Origin of the sequence: Ktedonobacter racemifer DSM 44963, assembly GCF_000178855.1 — a bacterium.
Classification (GTDB): Bacteria; Chloroflexota; Ktedonobacteria; order Ktedonobacterales; family Ktedonobacteraceae; genus Ktedonobacter; species Ktedonobacter racemifer.
In genome coordinates, this window is the sequence record NZ_ADVG01000004.1 from 640,160 (window position 1) to 659,165 (window position 19,006).

Sequence of the window (19,006 nt, forward strand, 5' to 3'; positions counted from 1 at the left end):
GGCGGCAAACTTTCTCATAAAAATAAAGCACTCCATCTATAAACGATAAGTGAAGGGAACACCTTATGGCTGACACGACAGAAATTGTAGCTCGACCACCATCGGAGGACGATGCGGCGCATAAAATACAGCCGCAATCCTTCACCTGGAGCCGCATCGCTCTAGGTGCCATTATGCTCATCTCGATCTTTATGAACTTCTTCCAGTTGGGAGCAAATGGCTTCGGCAACCTCTACTATGCAGCCGGCGTCAAGAGCATGGGCGATAGTCTACATAACTTTTTCTTTGTCTCCTTCGATCCAGGCAGCTTCGTCACGATTGATAAGCCACCGCTTGGTTTCTGGCTGCAGGTCATCAGCACGAAGATCTTTGGCTTTACGGGCTTCGCCCTGCTCTTCCCCCAGGCCCTGGCGGGTGTCCTCTCGGTGGCCATCCTCTACTGGCTGGTACGCCGCCACTTTGGCGTGGTCGCTGGCTTGCTCGCGGCCCTGGCTCTAGCTATCAGCCCCATCAGTGTCGTCACTAACCGCAATAATACGATTGATAGCACGCTGACGCTGGTGATGCTGCTTGGTGCCTGGGCGGTGCTTCGCGCGGCCGAGACCGGGCGCCTGCGCTGGCTCCTTCTGAGCGCTTTGGCCGTTGGTTTGGGCTTTAATATCAAGATGCTAGAGAGCTACCTGGTCGTGCCCGCCTTTGGCCTGCTCTACCTGCTCGCGGCTCCTCACAGCATTGGCAAGCGTATCCTGCACCTGTTGCTCGCGGGCGTGGTGATGGTGGTTCTTACGCTCTCCTGGCTCGTGGCGGTCGATCTAACGCCTGCCTCTCAGCGTCCCTATGTCGGCTCCAGCCAGACCAACTCCGAAATCGAGCTAGCCTTTGGTTATAACGGCGCCAGCCGCCTCTTAGGCCGCTTTGGCGGTGCTGGCGGCTTCGGTGGTAATGGGAACCGTACAGGAACGCGCACAGATGGCCAGGGCATAAGAAATCAAAATGGCTCCCGGAATGGCTTCCCAGGTGGAACCAATGGTTCAGGCACGCCTGATCTTCCTCCAAACGTGGGGCAGGGCGGGCAGTTTGGTGGCAATGGCGGTGGTATGTTTGGTACGGGCAACCCTGGCCCCCTCCGCCTCTTTAAATCGTCCCTGGGTAGCCAGATTGCCTGGCTCTTACCCGCCGCGATTCTGGGCGCTCTGGCCCTCGCCTTCCAGCGTCGTCTGCGCTTCCAGGGTGATCGCCAGCAACAGGCACTGGTCCTGTGGGGCGTGTGGTTGCTCACTGAAAGCATCTTCTTCAGTGTCGCAGGCTTCTTCCACCAGTACTATATGACAACGATGGCCCCGGCTATCTGTGCCCTCTTTGGCATTGGCCTGGTGGTCATGTGGAAAGATTTTCGCGCCTCCGGCTGGCGCGGCTGGCTTCTACCCCTGGCCCTGGCCCTTACTGCAATCGAACAGATCTATATCCTCCAGAGCTACCCCTCCTGGAGCCAGTTCTTGACGCCACTGATTGCGATCCTCTCTATCGTCACGCTGGGCGTTCTGCTGGCCTATCGCCTCGCGCCTAGAATTCGCGTTCAGGCTCCTAATGTCCGCGTCCTCTCGCTGGCACTGGCGCTTGGGATCCTGGTCCTGCTGATCACTCCAACCATCTGGGCGGCGATACCCGTTATTCAGAATACCGCCTCTCAGCTTCCGGTGGCTGGACCTTCCCAGGGCAATGACTTCGCGCGCAATGCTGGCAGTCCCGCTGGTGGCGATGGCACCAGTACCCTGATCAACTACCTGGTGGCCCATCAGGGAAACGCCAAATACCTGGTCGCGACACCCAGCTCCAATACAGCCGATAACATTATTCTCTCGACCAACAAGGCCGTAATGGCAATGGGCGGCTTCGGTGGTAGCGATCCCATTCTTACTACCAGCCAGTTATCCTCGCTGGTAAAAAATGGCACAGTTCGCTTCTTCCTGCTCGGTTCGGGTCGCGGCGGCTCCCTACCCGAGCGGATCCTCGAAGATCTCCCATCGCAGTTGCGGGAGCGCCTGGAGAGTGGCGGCTTTGGCGGCTTCGGTGGCGCTCGCTCCGGCGGTGCGACAACCTGGGTCACCCAGCACTGCACCCTGGTACCCAGCAGCGCCTGGTCAACGAACTCCAGTGCTGGTAGCCAGCTCTACGACTGCTCAACAACCCATTAATCACATTACCTTGTGGAGGCTCACTACCTCCACAGGGTGCAACCGCACTAGGAGCAGAATTTATGGACTCTTCCAATCTCTACGAGAGGTATGGCGAACAGTTCTCCTTCCCCCCGCCTGACACAAGCGGGCAGAGGCAGGCTCTCCCAACGTTCTTCAGTCAGAGGAATGTGCAACCGCCATCGCCCACCTATCCCTATATCCAGCTACCCACCAGGCCATATGCGCCAGTTCAACCTGCCACGCTACGGCCACAGCTTGTTACAGCGAAGCCAGCAGCTCGCCTTCCTAAAAGAGAGGCCTTGGCCCTGGCACGCCGCTGGAAACGCGGGATTGTTATCGCGACACTCACCTGCTTTGCTGCGCTCAGTGGCCTGGTGATGAGCCATAGTGTGGGGGATGCCGCGCGCCAAACAATACCCACTAATTCATCTAACCAGGTCACACCTGATCAAAATCAGTCCGATCCATCTCAGTCCTGGCCAGGTAATGGCGGTAACAATTTTGGCACCGACAATTCCAATCAGCCACCCGTCTCTGGCTCTCACGTCTCTTAAGTTGAGAGGTTGAATAACTTTTATGTGGAATGCGCTAACCTGGAACATCGCCCGCGCCGGTGGGCTGACCGCCTATGTCCTGCTAACCTTCGCGGTCGCGGTCGGACTCGCGCTCACCCTGCGCTGGCAATCTTCACGCTGGCCACGCCTCATCAACAGCGAACTGCACAATTTTCTGAGTTTGCTCGGCCTGATCTTTACGCTTGTACACGTGCTCGCTATCTGGATCGATCCCTTTACGCATTTTGCCTGGAGCGAGGTGCTCATTCCCTTTGCCAGCACCTATCACGCTTTCTGGATGACCCTGGGCATTCTCGCGCTCTACCTGGGACTGGCCATCGGCCTCAGCACCTGGCTGCGCCCGCTCATTGGCTATCAATGGTGGCGCCGCTTCCATGTCCTGACCTTGCTCTTGTATGTCCTGGTCACACTCCATGGCGTGTTTATTGGCAGCGATAGCGATACCTGGTGGGCGACGGCGCTCTATATCGGCAGCATCCTCCTGGTAGGAACGCTCCTCGTGCTGCGCCTCTTGAAGGCCGCCCAGGAGCCAGAACGCCCCTTGCCCGCGCCTGTCATGCAGAAAAATAATCGCGCCCTTTGAAGTCATTTACCATTTTTCAAGCCGGGCTATTCCTGGTAGAATACGTGAGAGAGTAGTTTCTCGCTCATACCTGGTCACCATACATCATTCTGTTAGAGAAAGAAGGTAGGCAACTATGCATATCCTGGTGGTAGAAGATGAAAAAAAACTTGCCCACCTCTTGCGCCGCGTCTTGCAAGAAGAGAGTCACACCGTTAATCTCGCGTATGATGGACTGAGCGGCCTGGAACTGGCTGAAAGCGGAACCTATGACGCGGTCGTTCTTGATGTCATGCTGCCCGAACTCGATGGATTTGAGATTTGTCGCCGTATGCGCACCGATAATGTCATGTCTCCCGTCCTGATGCTCACGGCACGCGGCTCGGTCGAGGATCGCGTGGCTGGCCTCAATGTGGGCGCGGACGACTATCTCCCCAAGCCCTTCGCGATGGAGGAATTGCTCGCACGCGTCAACGCCCTCTTGCGCCGCCGCGACCGCACCTTTGAGGTGGCAACCCAGTTGCGCGCCGATGACTTGATCCTCGACCTCGTGCGACACGAGGCCCGGCGTGGAGAGCGCGTGATTGAGCTGACCGCGAAGGAGTTCGCCCTCCTTGAATATCTGATGCGCCATCCTGGACAGGCCCTTACACGCACCCAGATTACCGATGCCGTGTGGCGCTATGATCTGGAGGCGCTCTCCAACGTAGTCGATATCTACATTCACTACCTGCGCGATAAGATCGATCAAGGCTTCACACGTCCACTCATCAAGACCGTGCGCGGCATCGGGTACAAGCTCGAAGCCTATCCTCCCCGCAAGGAGCAGGCTGTATGAAGAACGAACCATCACTCCTCTGGCGACTCCGCCGCTACCTGCATCGCCAATCCAGGGAGCCTGGCGCGGCCCTCTTCTCTGGCCTGCGCCTGCGCTTAACCCTCTGGTATAGCAGCGTCCTGGCAATCGCGCTCATCTTCTTTGGCGTTACGCTTTATCTTGGTGTGCAACAACTCTTGCTCTCACCTATCACTGATGACCTGACAAGCCATGCTCAAATGGGGGCCCAGGGGTGGCTCGCTATCTCGCCGGATCATTCCTGCTCAATGCCTTCTCCTCGCCCTGGCGTTGTTCCCGACATTGTTCCGCACGATCCTATCTTGATCGCCTGCTTCGATCAAAATGCCAATTTACTCCAGGAGGAGAATACATCACAGCTTCCTACTGCTTTTCTCGATACCTCACTGGCCTTGAAGGCAATGCAGAATGGGAGCGCAAGCGATATTATTGATACAGGTGGGCCTCTGGGACAGGTCGACCGCTATGCGCTAGGCATTCCCGGCCCGGACGGGAAAAGCTACCTGGGCGTTATCGTCGTGGGGAAATCTGTGCAGGCGCAGGAGACTGCCCTCTCCATCATCCTGACACTATTATTCGCGGTAGGTGGAGTGACCATGCTTGGCGCGGTTATCGGTGGACTCTTCCTCTCGCACCGGGCGCTAGTCCCCGCCCGCCTGGCCTGGAATAATCAGCAACGCTTTATTGCCGACGCCTCGCACGAGTTGCGCACGCCGCTGACGCTGCTACGCGCCGATGCCGAAGTCCTGCTCCGTTCTCGCAAAGGTATGGACCCTGAAGATGCCGAGCTGCTAGAAGATATCGTGACCGAAGCCAACCATATGACGACGCTGGCCAATAACATGCTGACCCTGGCACGCCTGGACGCAGGCTCCCAGCACCGCGAGCACGAGGTTGTCTCCCTCGACACCATTGTCCAGGCTGGTCTACGCCGTGTCACGGCCTTCGCCGATCAGAAGAGTATTACCCTCCATGCCGAAGTCAGAGACGACCTGCGCGTGATTGGAGATCCCCTGCTGCTCGAACAGGCCCTCCTGGTGCTACTCGATAACGCCATCAAATACAATCATGCCGGTGGCAGTGTGACCATACATACCGCGCTCGTCGACCAGCAGGCACAGATTGAGATAAGCGATACAGGCATTGGCATCCCGGCAGAGCACCTGCCCAACCTTGGTGAGCGTTTCTATCGCGTAGATAAAGCCCGCTCGCGCGCCGCGGGCGGCACGGGCCTGGGCCTCTCTATCGCCCGCAGCATCGCGACCTCTCACGACGGCTCGCTGCGCCTGGAAAGCACCCCTCATGAGGGAACGCGCGCCCTGCTCACGCTGCCTGCCGCCTCCAGCTCACAGACGCACCAGGCTCAAGAAGCCATCGCCCTGGCTTCACCACCCATGCAAAGCAAATAGGCTCTCTTCGCCATAAGAACAGGAAAATGACGCACACTGTACAGTGTGCGTCATTTTCCTGTTCTTATATCCCCTCAACTATCCCCTCAACCAGGATCGCCCGCGCGCTGGACGCCTTGAAGCGAATCTCCCTGGCCTCGCTATATTCGGGCGAGTAGTACCAGCGCTTAAACTGGTCCGCGTCCTCAAATTCTAGCATGACCAGGCGCTTCGGCCGCCAATCGCCCTCAATGGTCTCTGTCGCGCCGCCACGCGCCAGGAACTTCCCACCATAGCGCTCCAGCGTGGGTCCCACCAGTTTGCGGTACTCCTCATACATCTGGGGATCGTTCACTTCTATATCCACAATGAAATATGCGGCCATAACTCTTTCCTTTCATTTCTGAGCCATATACTATTGGTCGTCCATACCAGCATGGACCCTACAATAGTATATGGAACGCGGTGAGCAAGTTCTGCGTAATTCCTAAAGGTTTTTGTATCTTTGTGCTTTTGTCATACGTGTATTTATATCATATTTATTTTTCCCTTTGCTTACTTATCCATTAGGATATGTCTACTCCCCGAAGAGGGGTATGGATTTGTTGCTATATGCAGCGAAAGGTGGCACAAAAATGGAGCTCGAAGACTATCTAGAACCTGAGGTAGCTGTGACCGCTGTCGTCGCCGCGACCGTTTTTTCGCCGCGCGCACGCAAAATTGTACGCCGGGGTGCCGTCTATGGCACAGCCGGTGTCCTGGCAGCAGGCGAGGCAGTGAACTCATTCTTCAAGGGATTTGGGCATGGCCTGAAAGAGGCCGATCAAGATGAAGTATTAACAAATGGAGCACATCCTTCTCCAGAGATGCGACCCCAGGAGGTTGCGGGAGGTCAGGAACGATGAAGCCAGAACATCAACAGCAGCCAGGTCCAGACCGCTCTGAGAGCGATGAGGGTCCAGCTGAACACTTGGGGCATCAACTTGGTTACGCCTTTGGCCGTTTCAATCATGCTATGCATCACCTGGGAAGCAGGCAGCATCCAGAAAGAGCGCAACATACCCCGGAAAATATGGAGCAGTCTCAACAGGCCGCGGCTAGTAGCAGCAACCCTCATATGAGTAGAGCCGAGGAGATAGTGGATGATGTAGGGCATCGCCTGAATACGACCCTCTCGCGTACCAGTGCGCAATTCCAGAAAGTGGGCTCGCGCATGCGTGAAGAGGCAGAGGACATCCTGGCAGAGGCCCACCACATCCGTACTACTCCACATACAGAAGAGGCACCGCAAGCTTCAGCCCTACCTAAACACAAACATCATAAGGCACGTGAGAGCAGGTAGTTATGACACCGGGAGTGTGATGGATATGTGTCCATTACACTCTCCGGACGGACCGGTGCCTATCGCTTCAGGGAGCAACCGGGAAGAAATACTATGAGCATAGCCACTGCTGAAGAGCTACACATTGTCCACGCCCTACCTGGACGCATACGCCTTAACATCCCCTGGTGGAATGGGGGCAATTGTTTTGCGTTAGAAGAGCGGATACGCCAGTTACCCGGCATCCAGAAAGTACAGGCAAACGAGCTCACTCACAATGTGCTCATAGGTTATGATTCTCAAAAAACCGATCAGCAAGCTATTCTCTCCACATTAGAGACGCTTGACCCCTCCTCTCTTGAGACAAAACAGGGGCAAAAAACTACTCACACTTCTTCCCCTATCCATCAGGAGAAAAATGCCAACCTGGTGCGAGCCTCTATTCCTGTACGTGGCCTGGAACGCGATCCAGCCGTAGCCCAACGGGTGGTCGCGGCCCTTGAGAAACGCCAGAATGTCCATGCCCATATACGCTGGTCCACCGGGCATGTACTTGTCGAGTTTGCAGAGCACGAGCAAGAGCTGGATGATCTTGTCTCTATGGTGGCTGGAGTCGACCTTCCTGACCTGCCAGGGGAGGACCAGCCAACCCACCCCCTCGATCCAAGGCCACTCGTGCAAAGTAGCATACGCACCCTGGGAGCTACATTGGGCCTGGGTTTTCTTTCTATACGCCGCCTCCTTGGTATGACCGATCCACTCCCTGGCGCGACAGAGGCTATTCAAATCGCGAGCATCATTGCCATCCTTCAGGGCATTCCTCCACTTCGACATGGGCTGCGCCAACTGGTGGGGAAAGCCGCAAGCGATCTGCTATTTAATGTGCCAGGAATTATTACGCTCACACTGGGTGGTAGCGTGCTGGGCCTGCTCACCATCGGCAGCGAATCACTCCGCCTGCTGACCGAGGTGCGAGCACGCCGCGCCTCCTGGCAGCGTTACGAGGAACAGGAAGCCAATGAGCCTCATCTGCGCCCCGGAACTGTTCTACACCTGGAAAGTGGGAGGAAAGTTCCTATGGGCGTCCGCGTCCTGGAGGGCGCTGGCACCGGCATCACCCGCGAAGGAGTACCTGTAGCGGTTACGCCGGGCCTGGAGCTTTCCGCTGGCTACCAGCTCTACGGTGGCCCCTTTACCGTTCAATTACAAGCACAACCCTCTTTCACGGGTTTCACTACCACACCGCGACCAGCTCCGGTTGCGCCCACCCTCTATGATCGCTATATCCAGTTCCTCAGTCCACTCTCGCTGCTCTATGCCGCTGGCACCGCCCTGTTAACACGCTCATTCACCCAGACGCTCGCCTCGCTGGTCCTTGTGAATCCCCGACCAGCCATGATCGGCGCCGAAAGCTCGGATCTGGGAGCTTCGATGTACGCACTCAAGGCAGGTGCAATCGTCGTCGGCACACGTAAGGATCGTGTGATTCGCCAACCCCAGGTCGTACTTCTCGATGGTGCACGACTCCTCCTGGAGGGGCTGGAAATGGTCGATGCCCTCTCGTTATCCCCACAGATAGAGACAAACGAACTGCTAGAACTGGCCACAAATATTTCGACGGCCGCTGGTTCTCCCTGGGGACCCATCTTCAAGACACATGGTCCTCTCCATATTTCGCTGGCTCATTTTGACGGCAAAAGCATCCGTGCCATCACAGAGGAGGGGCATTATATCCTCGGCCCCCTGGAAGACGCTGGCTCGTCTCTCTCGCCATCCTTTCTCCAACGCCATCGCGACTGCCTGCTCCTTTCACTACGTCGCGCCAACTCGCGACAGGCCTCTGAAGAGACGCTTGGCGTGCTGGCGATACGCCCCCACCTCGCTCCTGATGTCCCCCGCCTGGTACAAACATGTAAAGGCCTGGGCATAGAGTTACACATTCTTACCAGCGAAAACCAGGAGGCGACCCAGGCCCTGGCGCGGCGAGCTGGAATCTCGCTACTACAAAGCGACGATGCGTCTACTCTCATCCAGGAGAAACAAAAGTTGGGGAAGCGCGTCGCTTATGTTTCAGATCACGCGGGCGCGGCGGCGGCTTTCGCTGTCTGTGACCTGGCCATTGGCCTGCTCAATAGCGAGAAATGTCTGCCGGCGCGGGCGGATCTCCTCGCGCCTGACCTCTTTGCATTGACGGCTATTATCATCGCAGGTAAGAAGCGCGAGAGCGCTACGCGTGATTCAATTCTGCTCTCGCTTCTTTCGAATATCGCGGGCCTGGTCTGGGGTTGGCGTGGTACACCCGGAATAGCTCTGGCCGCACGCGTCGTCTACCTGGCTACTCTGGGCGCTCTAGCCGATAGCTGGCTACACCTGCGTGGTCAGAGGCGCCCTGCCTCCTCACTCTCCCAGCTGGCTGATCCCCATCCCGAGCGCTGGGGCCAGATGAGCAGCGAGCGCGTATTGCAGAACTTGCATAGCCGTATCACGGGACTTTCAAGCCAGGAGTCAAGACAACGCCTACATCACGCACTGCCTCACGCGCAACGGAATCGTATGCTCCTGGCTTTGCTGGAACAACTACGCTCCCCGCTCAATACTATTCTCGCGGGTGGCGCTGTACTCTCGCTCCTCTTTGGTGCCAGTGCCGACGTCGGCATTATCGCTACAACCATTCTTATCAACATGGCTGTAAGCGCCTGGCAGGAGCAGAAGGCCAATAAAATAGCCAGGACGTTGCAACGCCTGGGCAGCACCACCGCTCATGTCCTACGCGATAACCACATCACTTGTGTCTCTGCCAACGATGTCGTACCCGGAGATATTCTCTTCCTTTCACCAGGAGAGCGTGTCGCGGCGGATGCTCGCCTGATCGAGGCCCAGGGGCTGGAGGTTGACGAAGCCTCTCTTACAGGCGAGTCGCTTCCCGTTGCAAAAGACCCGTCCGAGGGAAGCGATAACACGCATATCGTGCTGGCGGGTAGCGACGTGACGACAGGCAGGGGCAAAGCCGTCGTGGTCGCGGTCGGCAACCAGACACGCATTGGAGCTACCACTGCCGCTCTGGAGACCGCCGAGACCGAGCAGAGTCCGCTCGGCTCCAGGCTAGCGCGTATGCTGCGCGTCCTGCTCCCCGTTTCTCTCCTGGGTGGTGGCGTTGTCATTGTCACCGGCCTCCTTCAGGGACGCGCGCTGGATACTCTGCTAGCAACAGGGGCATCGATTGCCCTGGCCAGCGTTCCCGAAGGGCTACCACTGTTAACGAAGGTTGGCGAGGCAGGGGTGGCGCGCCGCCTGGCAACTCATAACGCTCTTGTACGCCGTCTCTCGGCGGTTGAGGCGCTAGGTCGCGTCGATGTGGCCTGCACAGATAAGACTGGAACCTTGACCCGAGGCCATCTGGAGCTAAGCCTCGTCGCCGACGCCGAAAGAGAGGCGCGCCTTCCAGCTCGACTTACCAAATCCCTACACCATGTGCTCATAACGGCAGCCCTGGCCAGTCCGCATCCAAACGCGCCCGAGGCCAGTGCACATCCAACTGATGATGCAATTATCCAGGGCGCAATCCACCTGGGCCTGGCTGAAGAGATCTGCGTCCCCCATGAGGACGAGGTTGCCTTTGATCCCATGCGCGCTTTTCACGCGACCCTGGCCTCTCACAAGCTAAATCTCAAAGGAGCGCCCGAGGTGCTTCTCGCTCGCTGTAACCGGCTCTATCTGAAGGGGAAGAAGCGCGCTTTGGATGAGGCCCACGGCGGTGCTCTTTTGAACAGAGCGCAAGAGCTGGCCCGGCGTGGCCTGCGCATCCTCATGGTTGCCGAGGGAGCAGCAACAACAAATATTGATGACCCACAGGATCTCACCTTCCTGGGCTTTATTGCCATCAGCGATCCTCTGCGCTCAACCGTACGGACCGCTGTCGAACGCTGCCAGGAGGCAGGAATACGTGTCATGATGATCACAGGCGACCATCCAGAGACCGCTCGCGCCATCGCCAGCGAGGCAGGCCTCCTGGACGGCCAGGAACTCCTGATGGGAGCAGACATCACCAACCTGGACGAGGAAGAGCTGGCGACACGCCTCGAACATACCTCCATCATCGCCAGGGCCACCCCTTTACACAAACTACGCATTGTCGAATGCTTACGCTCCAGGGGCCATACCGTGGCTATGACCGGTGATGGTGTAAATGATGCCCCGGCTCTGCGCTTCGCCGATATTGGTATCGCTATGGGACATACAGGAACCGAGGTCGCGCGCCAGACAGCCGATGTCGTCATTATGAACGATGAAATCTCTACGCTCGTCGAATGTTTAATCGAGGGACGCAGCTTCTGGCGCAATATCCGGCGTTCACTTGGTCTCTTGCTAGGTGGAAATCTGGGCGAGCTGGCGCTGATAGTAGGTGTCAGCTTACTTGGGTTAGAGCTACCACTCACGCCCCGCCAGATTCTCGCCATGAACGCCATTACAGATATCCTGCCCGCGCTGGCCGTCACGCTCCAAAAGCCAGAGCATCGCCACCTGGCTACGCTCAAACGCGAGGGCACCTCCGCCCTTGATCGGCCCCTGCGCGACGATATTCTGCGGCGCGCGCTTATCAGCGCCTTGCCCGCGCTGGGCGCGTATCTCTTAACGCTTCCCCTAGGTCTTGCCCAGGCTCGCACCATTGCCTTCGCCAGTATCGTCGCGACCCAGCTTGCCCAGACCCTCGACATTGGACGCTCCGAAGGCACTCTGACACGTCCTGTCCTGGCCGCTGTCGCCAGCTCAAGCGCCGTGCTTATCGCTGCTATGACGCTTCCCTTACTGCGTGACCTACTTCAGTTTGTCACGCCCACTCCCATCGGCTGGGCTATCCTGGGTGCCAGCGCGCTCCTCGCCTTCGCGCTAAATCGCCTCTTTGAGCTTCTGCGCAACGGCCAGGCGAAGCTTCCCGCCGGCATACCACATATCGACACGCAGCAAAACGTGGTGCTGGCCTGAAAAAACGCTATACTGGTACTAATCACTAATCGCCAGATACCTCATGTAATTTTGAGACCGTAGCAAGGTACGTCATAAATCGCCAAACATCCGTTTATTTTTCCATAAGCTCCTTTGAGAGAGGCAGACCTGCCAGCCCGCCACCTCTCAATATGTTCACCATATCCATCTTATTTCGTAGGAGGTTCTTTATGCAGACGCGCCACAAGTCGCGCTTCTCTCTCTATCGTGCTCTTAGCTCACCCCTCTGGCGCTATACGGCTGTATTTCTACTGTTGCTGCTTAGCATCGCCACCGGCTTCCTCATCTACTCAAGCGCGCACGCGCAACACACTACACAACCTATCTCTCGCCGTGTAGTACACCAGCGCTCTGGAGCCAATCTCCCCACACCTGATCACGTCGTGGTCGTTGTTGAGGAGAACCATAGCTACTCTCAGATCATTGGTAATGAGGACGCGCCTTATATCAATGCCCTGGCCGCGCGTGGCGCCTCCCTCACCAATATGCATGGCATCACCCATCCCAGCCAGCCTAATTACCTGGCGCTCTTCGCAGGCTCTACCTTCAATCTCTCCAGCGATGACTGCCCTCAGAGCTTCCAGAGCGCGAACCTGGGCCAGGAACTACTACAGGCGGGATACAGCTTCAGCGGCTACTCCGAAGATATGCCCCATACTGGCTTTAGCGATTGCTACGCTCCCTGGTGGTTCTTCCAGATGTACGCACGCAAGCATAATCCCTGGAGCGACTTCAGCAATATGCCTGCCAGCACCAACCAGCCTTTCTCCAGCTTTCCCAGCGATTACAATTCGCTGCCAACCGTCTCCTTCGTGGTCCCCAATCAGAACAACGATATGCATTCCGCTTCAGTCGAGCAGGCCGACAACTGGCTGAAGCAGCACCTCGATAGCTATGTCCAGTGGGCGCAAAAGCATAACAGTCTGCTGATCGTTACCTGGGATGAGGATAATGATACCTCGGTCAATCAGATTCCAACCCTCTTCGTTGGCCCCATGGTCAAGGCTGGACACTATGGCGAGAATCTCAACCACTATAATACCCTGCGCACGCTCGAAGATATGTATGGCCTGCCCTATGCCAACAATAGCGCGCACGCCCAATCCATCAGCGATACCTGGCGCTAGTCTTGTGTGAGATACAAAAAAGCACCAGTCTGCCATTATGGCGTAAATCAGAAAACTGTCAATTAATACATACAATGAGGTGGCCAGGCAATGCCTGGCCGCCTCATTGTATGTATTATAATTCTACGCGCGCTTACTCGTATTTGCTGGTACTCGCACAGGTCGAGTCGCCTGTCTTGTAGATGTTGGCCCAGTCAGCCGGGGGGGTGATCTGCTGCGCGTTATCTACAACGCCATGGACACACGACTTGAGCGCGTAGGTCGCGGTGCGCTGGTCGATGGGCACCCAGGCGGCATCGTCAATCATCTGCTGCTCGACTTTGTTATACTGCGAGATGCGCTCAGCAGTATTCTGGTTGGCGTCAGCTTTCAGCATAAGATCCTGGATCTGCTGCTGTACGCTGACATCCTTCGACTTTCCCATACCGTAGTTAGTCTCGTTGTAGCTTGACCCCTTACCAAAGAGGAGCGTGGTCCAGTCCTCGGGATCGGGATAGTCCGCGATCCAGTCGATGACCCACATCTGCAAGGACTTGACATTACCCGTCGAGTTCGCGGTATCGTCCAACAGTTTGTTCCAATCCTCGTCGTTAATGATCACATTCACGCCGAGATTATCTTTCCACTGCTGCTGCAAGAACTGGTACTCGTTCTTGGTCGCCTGGTCGCCACGGGTAGCTACGGTGAGGGTGATCTGGGGGAAGTTCGCGCGGGTATAGCCCTCTTCCTGCATACCCTCCTGCAACAATTTCTTCGCCTGGGTCACATCACCCTTGGTCTCCTTAACGCCTGCAGGCCCCACCAGGTTCGCATTGTAACCAGGCATGCCGCTGGGGATGATATGGTTGGAGGCTATACGTGCGCCCTTCCAGATGCGCTGAGCGATCAGGTCTTTATCAATCGAGAGCGCGAATGCCTGGCGAATCTTAATGTTGTTGAAGGGCTTCACCAGGTAGTTCATGGTAAAGTAGTCGATGGTCAGCTCAGGAACCTGGCGAAACTGATTGTTGGCGAAGCCACGCGCCTCATCCAGGTTGCTGGTCGGTACGGTCGCGTAGTCGACCTGGTTGGCCTTGTAGGCCTTGTAGGTCGTCTGGGGATCTTTGTAGAAGGGGAAGACCAGTTTCTTCAACTGTGGCTTGGCACCCCAATAGTCCGCATTGGGTACGAAGCTAATATACTGGCCCGAGAGACGCTGGTCCAGCTTGAAGGGACCGGAGCATCCACCCTCGCTCAGGTGCTTGAAATAGTCGGTGTCGCCATACTTCTGCACCATGCTCTTCTCTACCACATAGGAGGTAGGATAGGTCAGCGCGTCCAGGAAATACTGCGCCTTCTGCGTGGTCACAATCTTGACCGTCGTGGCATCTGGCGCGAAGAGGCTGTCATTGATCAAGGTTGGAACCTTGCCCGTGTTACGCTTATCCGAATCTTTGATCAGCGCCAGGTAGGCAGGGGCAACCGTTGATTTGAGTTCTGGCTTGAGCGCACGATCAATACTAAAGACCACATCGTCTGAGGTCAGAGGCTTACCATCACTGAACTTCAGACCGGGGCGCAGCTTAAAGGTCCAGGTCAGGCCATCGGCAGAGGTAGTCCAGGACTGCGCCAGCTCTCCATACACCTCAAGCTTATCATTGAGCTGTACCAGGCCTGTAAACATCGTTTCGAGTGAATTGACCGAGGCCGAGTCGGTAGATAGGGCGGGATCAAGTGTTGCCACATCAGAGATACCACTGAGGGGCTGCACATAAATTTGCTTGTTATCAGGCAATTTACTACCTGTGCTACTTCCTGAATTGCTGCCACATGCCGAAATCAGCATGGAAAGCAGACAGAGAAGAGCAGGCAGGAAGGTTATGGCAATGCGTTTGCCACGTTTCATGCAAATACTCCTTACTTCCTATCGAAAACCTGAGCTCGAAGCACTAGCCACGAGAGTGGCGTTGGTTTTCGTATAAGAATTTACTCTAGACTTGAACAGCGGGGTGTTCCAATACAATGTAGGCTCGAAAAATGCTTGAGGATAGCGGTCATTCGTGTTAAGGTCTTTTCCTCTTGCTTAAAAACAACAAGGGTGAAACCAAGTATGCTTCAGCAATCGCCCGGCAGGCTAAATGTTTAGCCCTTTCATGAGGTGATAATTCTACCTTATGTGTATACTACGTATGCATATCTTAATAATCTCACACAATCTCGCGCAATTTCCAAAAAGATTTATTTTGCTAGCACCATGTCTATCAAAAAATAAAACATGAGTCGCTATAATAGTCTCACATTCACAAATTAAGAAGCAATAAAACCGGGGTGAGTAAAAACATATAGATTATGTTCTCACTCACCCCGGTTTTATCTGTACTGATTAATTGTATAGACCGTGTATGGCCGAGCAGCCCTTGTAGAGGCTAGCGTGTCGCGACACTAAAGACATGAATGCGACCACCACCCGTTGTTGCCGTTGGAAGCGTTACACTCAATACGGTCTTTTTCGGATTAATTGGAATGTCAGTGTAGAACACATAGGTGTTTACACTCTGCCTTCCATTGGGACCATTGCGATAGGTCGTCTTTGACACTGTTAGGTTACCAAAGGATGGTGCCACCCGACCAGCATTCAATGTCCAGTCGCTAAAGCCCAGCGTCCCTGTGTCCGTCGAACCATCGGTATAAGTGATCGTCACTGTGCCATTGGTCGCGCCATTGGTCGAGGAACCCAGGAAGGTCAGGTAATTCGACCCGAAGCTGCCGTTGACCGGGATGGTCTGTCCATTGGCAACGTAGTTGTTTACCGCCCCTGCGGGAACCGCAGGCCAGATGAAGCTTGCCCCATTGGCGAAGACAGAGCCACCCTGCTTAATACCATTCCCCTGGAGCGCCTGAACCGAGTAGCTATATCCACCACCATCATAGTTACCAGCGCGGGTATTGTTATCGTTGCTGGTGCCTACCATAGAGTAGGGATTTGTTGCATAAGGCGCGTTTGCCTTGGTTGCGACAGCAAAGACATGGGTTTGACCACCATTGACACTGCTTGGCAGCGTCACGCTTGCGATGATTTTGCCTGCCTGCAAACCAACCTCGGTGTAAAACACATAGGTGCTAACATTTTCTTTCCCTGTGGGCGTATTCCGATAGGGAGTTGAAGTCACCACCAGATTGTTGAATGAGGGCGCAGCTGCATTCGCGCCCAGCGTCCAATCACTAAAGCCCAGGGTAAAGGTTTGGGTTGTATTATCGGTATAAGTAATCGTGGCCTGCCCACTTGAAGGTCCATTTGTCGCGGCCCCCAGGAAGGCCAGCGTGCTCGCGTTATCCACAGGTGTGATAGCTAACTTCTGTCCCTGAGCAATATAGTTATTCTGCGTTCCAGGATCCGAAGCTGGCCAGACAAAGGTTGTCCCATACACCGTCAGCGAACTTCCCGGCACAAGACCGGCAGATTGCATAGCCTGGAAGGAATAACTTCTCAAGCCATCAAAGCTTCCAGATTTTGGCTGCCCATCATCGCTGGTGCCGACGTTATTATAAGGAACATTTGGCGAGACAGGAGTCGAGACAGTCCCAACCTTCGTTGCAACGGAGAAGACGTGCAACTGTCCACCAACAACGGTTGAGGGCAACGTCACGCTCTGCACCGTTTTGCCATCCTGAAGAGCCACATCCGCGTAGAAGACATAGGTTTTCACTGCCTCCTGGCCATTGGGCGTATTGCGATATGCCATGATCGCCTTTTTGCCATTGCCAAAGGAGACCGGGCTCTTACCAGCACCTAGTGTCCAATCGCTAAAGCCCAGCGTAAAGGCCTGCGAAGTACCATCGGTATAGTGAATGACTGTCCTGCCAGATGTGGGCCCGTTAGCCGAAGCACCCAGGAAACCCAACACATTCGCGTTCGCGATGGGTGTTACTGGCACCGTTTGTCCCTGCGCCAGGTAATCATTCGGCGTTCCCGCGACCGCATTCGGCCAGGTGAAAACCATATTGTTAAAGAAGACATTATCGCCGGTGACGAGGCCGCTACTCTGCAATGCCTGCAAGGAGTAACTGCGCTTCCCTCCATCGAAATTACCAACGCCAGGATTGGCATCATCGGTAATGCCTACATTGTTAAATGTTGTCTGTGGGTTTGGAGTTGGTGTCGGCGTTGATGTCGACGTACCACCAGGAGTTGGCGTCGACGTGCTACCCGCATTCAAACCGTAGATGAGCAGGCTATTCTTCGTACCTACAAAGACCTCACCATTGGCCACCGCTGGCACAGTGAATTTCGCAAAAATGCTTTGACCAAAGTTATCGTTATAGAGCTCGTTCCCCAGGTTCGTCGCGTCATAGGCGCGCAGGTAGCCACCTGGATCTAAGGCCCAGACAATCCCCGTCGAAGTATCCGTTCCGTTGCTGGATGTGACCGAGCCGCCACCAGTAAAGGCGAAGGTCTCTGGTGTCTTCGACGTATAACCTGCCGAGAGCAGGCCAGTCGTTGAATTGAAGGAGAAGGCCTTAATGCTATCGCTGGCACCTGTGAAGTAGACGTTGTTATTCCAGTAGGTCGGGGTACTGTACACACCACCTACCAGGTGCGGCGGCAACTCCTGCTTTACCTGGTCGATACTAGTCGAGATGACGTTGTTACAATCCAGACCACCGGGCGCAGCAGTGAATTTACCCATATTATTGTTGTCAACAACGTAAATGCGGCCCTCTTTCCCTACACCAATATGCTCGGTGGTGCCAGGAATCTGCAAAGGACCACCCGAACCCAGATCGGCGTCCGCGTTCTGTAAACACTTCTGGTTGAAGGGGGCAAAATAGTCTTCCTGTTGCAACTGAGGCGAGAGTTTGACGAAGGAATCCGCATTATCCGGGCCACCATTATTAATATCGAAGTCGCCATTGCCCGAAATAGTATAGATGTTACCAAGACTATCCGAGGCCAGGGCATTGCCTGCACCCCAGATGCCACCACCAGAACCATTCGGCGTATTATTGTAAATAGCCTTCTGCGTTAAGCTCGTATCGTAGGCCATAATCCAACCATGGTAGGGCTGGTTATCACAAAACGAAGCAAAGGCGATATAGATCTGCCCATTTGCCAGCAAGAGCGCCGAGCGGTTCCGCTCGCGGTCCGCGCGGAAGGCCACCTGCCCACCAGAGCTACCCAGGCCCGTTCCAGCGACCGAGCCTTGAATGGGGAGTGCTATCTTATCCAGTCCCGTGGTGATGTCCAGGGCATGCAAACGATAGATGGGAGCACCATTCTCCTTGGTATAGGAGACCACGTACATGATATTGTTCGTGCTATCAATCACCGGCGTCCCAGTAATGCCAATCTCGGGCACCATATCGTTACAGGCCACATCGCCATATGGCACAGAGGTCGCGCCGTTGGTCAGAAAGCTGGTATACCACAGCGGCTGCGTAGGCGTGGTCTGATCCGCATCGAAGGCATAGACGCTATCGTGTTCGGTCTCAACGAAGACCACGTTGTGCGTCGCACCTCCAATCGTCAGGTTGGGAACGAAGAGCGGCTGCGCATAGACCTGACCATCTACTGGATAGCTCACACGCCTGCCAAACTGTGACTTGACATTGCTCTTATTTAGCGTTGTCTCATTTGCATAGGCGCCAGTGCGATTATTATCACCCTTATAGGTCAAAATAGCACTATCGGCTGCTGCATGGGCCTTCAAATTTGGTAAAATCTCATCGAGAGTCAGAAACGTTCCTCCCACAATACACACGAGGAGCACCAGGCTTATGATGAGGAACGTTGAATACCTCTTTCTCCCCTGATGAATGGGTAGGCGCGCATATAAGGATGCGCGACGGGGAGGTTGGGGACTGGACATCATCCATGTTCTCCTTACATAGGATACATACAAATGCGGCTATTTATTGCGGCAAAACGAGCAAAAAGATGGTGAAATAGAGAGATAGTTTACCCCATCCCTTCGCCCCGAGAGAATGATAAAACTTTT

General features: G+C 55.4%; 12 protein-coding genes. 9 read left to right on the plus strand and 3 right to left on the minus strand.

The genetic code is table 11. The features are described 5' to 3' along the window. Positions 1 to 65 precede the first annotated feature (65 nt). The 5 genes from KRAC_RS44485 (at position 66) to KRAC_RS44505 (ending at position 5,600) form a co-directional block, all read left to right on the plus strand. Positions 66 to 2,195 (plus strand): glycosyltransferase family 39 protein, encoded by a 2,130-nt coding sequence (locus KRAC_RS44485; protein ID WP_007918630.1) that lies wholly within the window; start codon positions 66 to 68, stop codon positions 2,193 to 2,195. Between the two features lie 62 nt (positions 2,196 to 2,257). After that, positions 2,258 to 2,752 carry a hypothetical protein gene (locus KRAC_RS44490; RefSeq protein ID WP_007918632.1) on the plus strand — a complete coding sequence of 165 codons (495 nt, stop codon included), beginning with the start codon at positions 2,258 to 2,260 and terminating at the stop codon, positions 2,750 to 2,752. A gap of 22 nt (positions 2,753 to 2,774) precedes the next feature. Continuing rightward, positions 2,775 to 3,356: a ferric reductase-like transmembrane domain-containing protein gene (locus tag KRAC_RS44495; RefSeq protein WP_007918634.1), complete on the plus strand. Its 582-nt coding sequence runs from the start codon at positions 2,775 to 2,777 to the stop codon at positions 3,354 to 3,356. 115 nt (positions 3,357 to 3,471) lie between these two features. Further along, complete coding sequence (locus KRAC_RS44500) at positions 3,472 to 4,173, plus strand: response regulator transcription factor (RefSeq protein ID WP_007918636.1); 702 nt, start codon at positions 3,472 to 3,474, stop codon at positions 4,171 to 4,173. Continuing rightward, the gene (locus tag KRAC_RS44505; protein WP_007918638.1) at positions 4,170 to 5,600 is read left to right on the plus strand and encodes a sensor histidine kinase; all 1,431 of its coding nucleotides are present in this window, start codon (positions 4,170 to 4,172) and stop codon (positions 5,598 to 5,600) included. Before KRAC_RS44500 ends, KRAC_RS44505 begins: the two co-directional genes overlap by 4 nt. A 64-nt stretch (positions 5,601 to 5,664) precedes the next feature. On the opposite strand, the gene KRAC_RS44510 is transcribed toward KRAC_RS44505, so the two are convergent. Next, complete coding sequence (locus KRAC_RS44510) at positions 5,665 to 5,964, minus strand: DUF1330 domain-containing protein (RefSeq protein ID WP_007918640.1); 300 nt, start codon at positions 5,962 to 5,964, stop codon at positions 5,665 to 5,667. 250 nt (positions 5,965 to 6,214) lie between these two features. Between KRAC_RS44510 and KRAC_RS44515 the strand changes: the two genes are divergently transcribed. From KRAC_RS44515 to KRAC_RS44530, 4 genes are all read left to right on the plus strand, one after another. After that, entirely contained in the window at positions 6,215 to 6,484 is a 270-nt protein-coding gene (locus KRAC_RS44515) for a hypothetical protein (RefSeq protein WP_007918642.1), read from the plus strand. Beyond that, the gene (locus KRAC_RS44520; protein ID WP_007918644.1) at positions 6,481 to 6,921 is read left to right on the plus strand and encodes a hypothetical protein; all 441 of its coding nucleotides are present in this window, start codon (positions 6,481 to 6,483) and stop codon (positions 6,919 to 6,921) included. The genes KRAC_RS44515 and KRAC_RS44520 overlap by 4 nt, the downstream gene beginning before the upstream one ends. A 93-nt stretch (positions 6,922 to 7,014) precedes the next feature. After that, complete coding sequence (locus KRAC_RS44525; protein WP_040447157.1) at positions 7,015 to 11,883, plus strand: cation-translocating P-type ATPase; 4,869 nt, start codon at positions 7,015 to 7,017, stop codon at positions 11,881 to 11,883. Between the two features lie 191 nt (positions 11,884 to 12,074). Then, positions 12,075 to 13,031: an alkaline phosphatase family protein gene (locus KRAC_RS44530; RefSeq protein ID WP_007918648.1), complete on the plus strand. Its 957-nt coding sequence runs from the start codon at positions 12,075 to 12,077 to the stop codon at positions 13,029 to 13,031. Between the two features lie 133 nt (positions 13,032 to 13,164). Here KRAC_RS44530 and KRAC_RS44535 read toward each other — a convergent pair whose 3' ends face one another. Together KRAC_RS44535 and KRAC_RS63795 are read right to left on the minus strand one after the other, a co-directional pair. Further along, entirely contained in the window at positions 13,165 to 14,916 is a 1,752-nt protein-coding gene (locus tag KRAC_RS44535; protein WP_007918650.1) for a peptide ABC transporter substrate-binding protein, read from the minus strand. A 520-nt stretch (positions 14,917 to 15,436) separates the two neighbouring features. Beyond that, positions 15,437 to 18,880, minus strand: coding sequence for a PQQ-binding-like beta-propeller repeat protein (locus tag KRAC_RS63795; protein ID WP_007918652.1), 3,444 nt, complete (start codon positions 18,878 to 18,880; stop codon positions 15,437 to 15,439). Between the last annotated feature and the right edge of the window lie 126 nt (positions 18,881 to 19,006).

What these genes read in the sequence shown, in the direction of transcription:
- KRAC_RS44485 (WP_007918630.1), top strand. Translation starts at nt 66, where the DNA reads ATGGCTGACACGACAGAAATTGTAGCTCGACCACCATCGGAGGACGAT.
- KRAC_RS44490 (WP_007918632.1), top strand. Translation starts at nt 2,258, where the DNA reads ATGGACTCTTCCAATCTCTACGAGAGGTATGGCGAACAGTTCTCCTTC.
- KRAC_RS44495 (WP_007918634.1), top strand. Translation starts at nt 2,775, where the DNA reads ATGTGGAATGCGCTAACCTGGAACATCGCCCGCGCCGGTGGGCTGACC.
- KRAC_RS44500 (WP_007918636.1), top strand. Translation starts at nt 3,472, where the DNA reads ATGCATATCCTGGTGGTAGAAGATGAAAAAAAACTTGCCCACCTCTTG.
- KRAC_RS44505 (WP_007918638.1), top strand. Translation starts at nt 4,170, where the DNA reads ATGAAGAACGAACCATCACTCCTCTGGCGACTCCGCCGCTACCTGCAT.
- KRAC_RS44510 (WP_007918640.1), bottom strand. Translation starts at nt 5,964, where the DNA reads ATGGCCGCATATTTCATTGTGGATATAGAAGTGAACGATCCCCAGATG.
- KRAC_RS44515 (WP_007918642.1), top strand. Translation starts at nt 6,215, where the DNA reads ATGGAGCTCGAAGACTATCTAGAACCTGAGGTAGCTGTGACCGCTGTC.
- KRAC_RS44520 (WP_007918644.1), top strand. Translation starts at nt 6,481, where the DNA reads ATGAAGCCAGAACATCAACAGCAGCCAGGTCCAGACCGCTCTGAGAGC.
- KRAC_RS44525 (WP_040447157.1), top strand. Translation starts at nt 7,015, where the DNA reads ATGAGCATAGCCACTGCTGAAGAGCTACACATTGTCCACGCCCTACCT.
- KRAC_RS44530 (WP_007918648.1), top strand. Translation starts at nt 12,075, where the DNA reads ATGCAGACGCGCCACAAGTCGCGCTTCTCTCTCTATCGTGCTCTTAGC.
- KRAC_RS44535 (WP_007918650.1), bottom strand. Translation starts at nt 14,916, where the DNA reads ATGAAACGTGGCAAACGCATTGCCATAACCTTCCTGCCTGCTCTTCTC.
- KRAC_RS63795 (WP_007918652.1), bottom strand. Translation starts at nt 18,880, where the DNA reads ATGATGTCCAGTCCCCAACCTCCCCGTCGCGCATCCTTATATGCGCGC.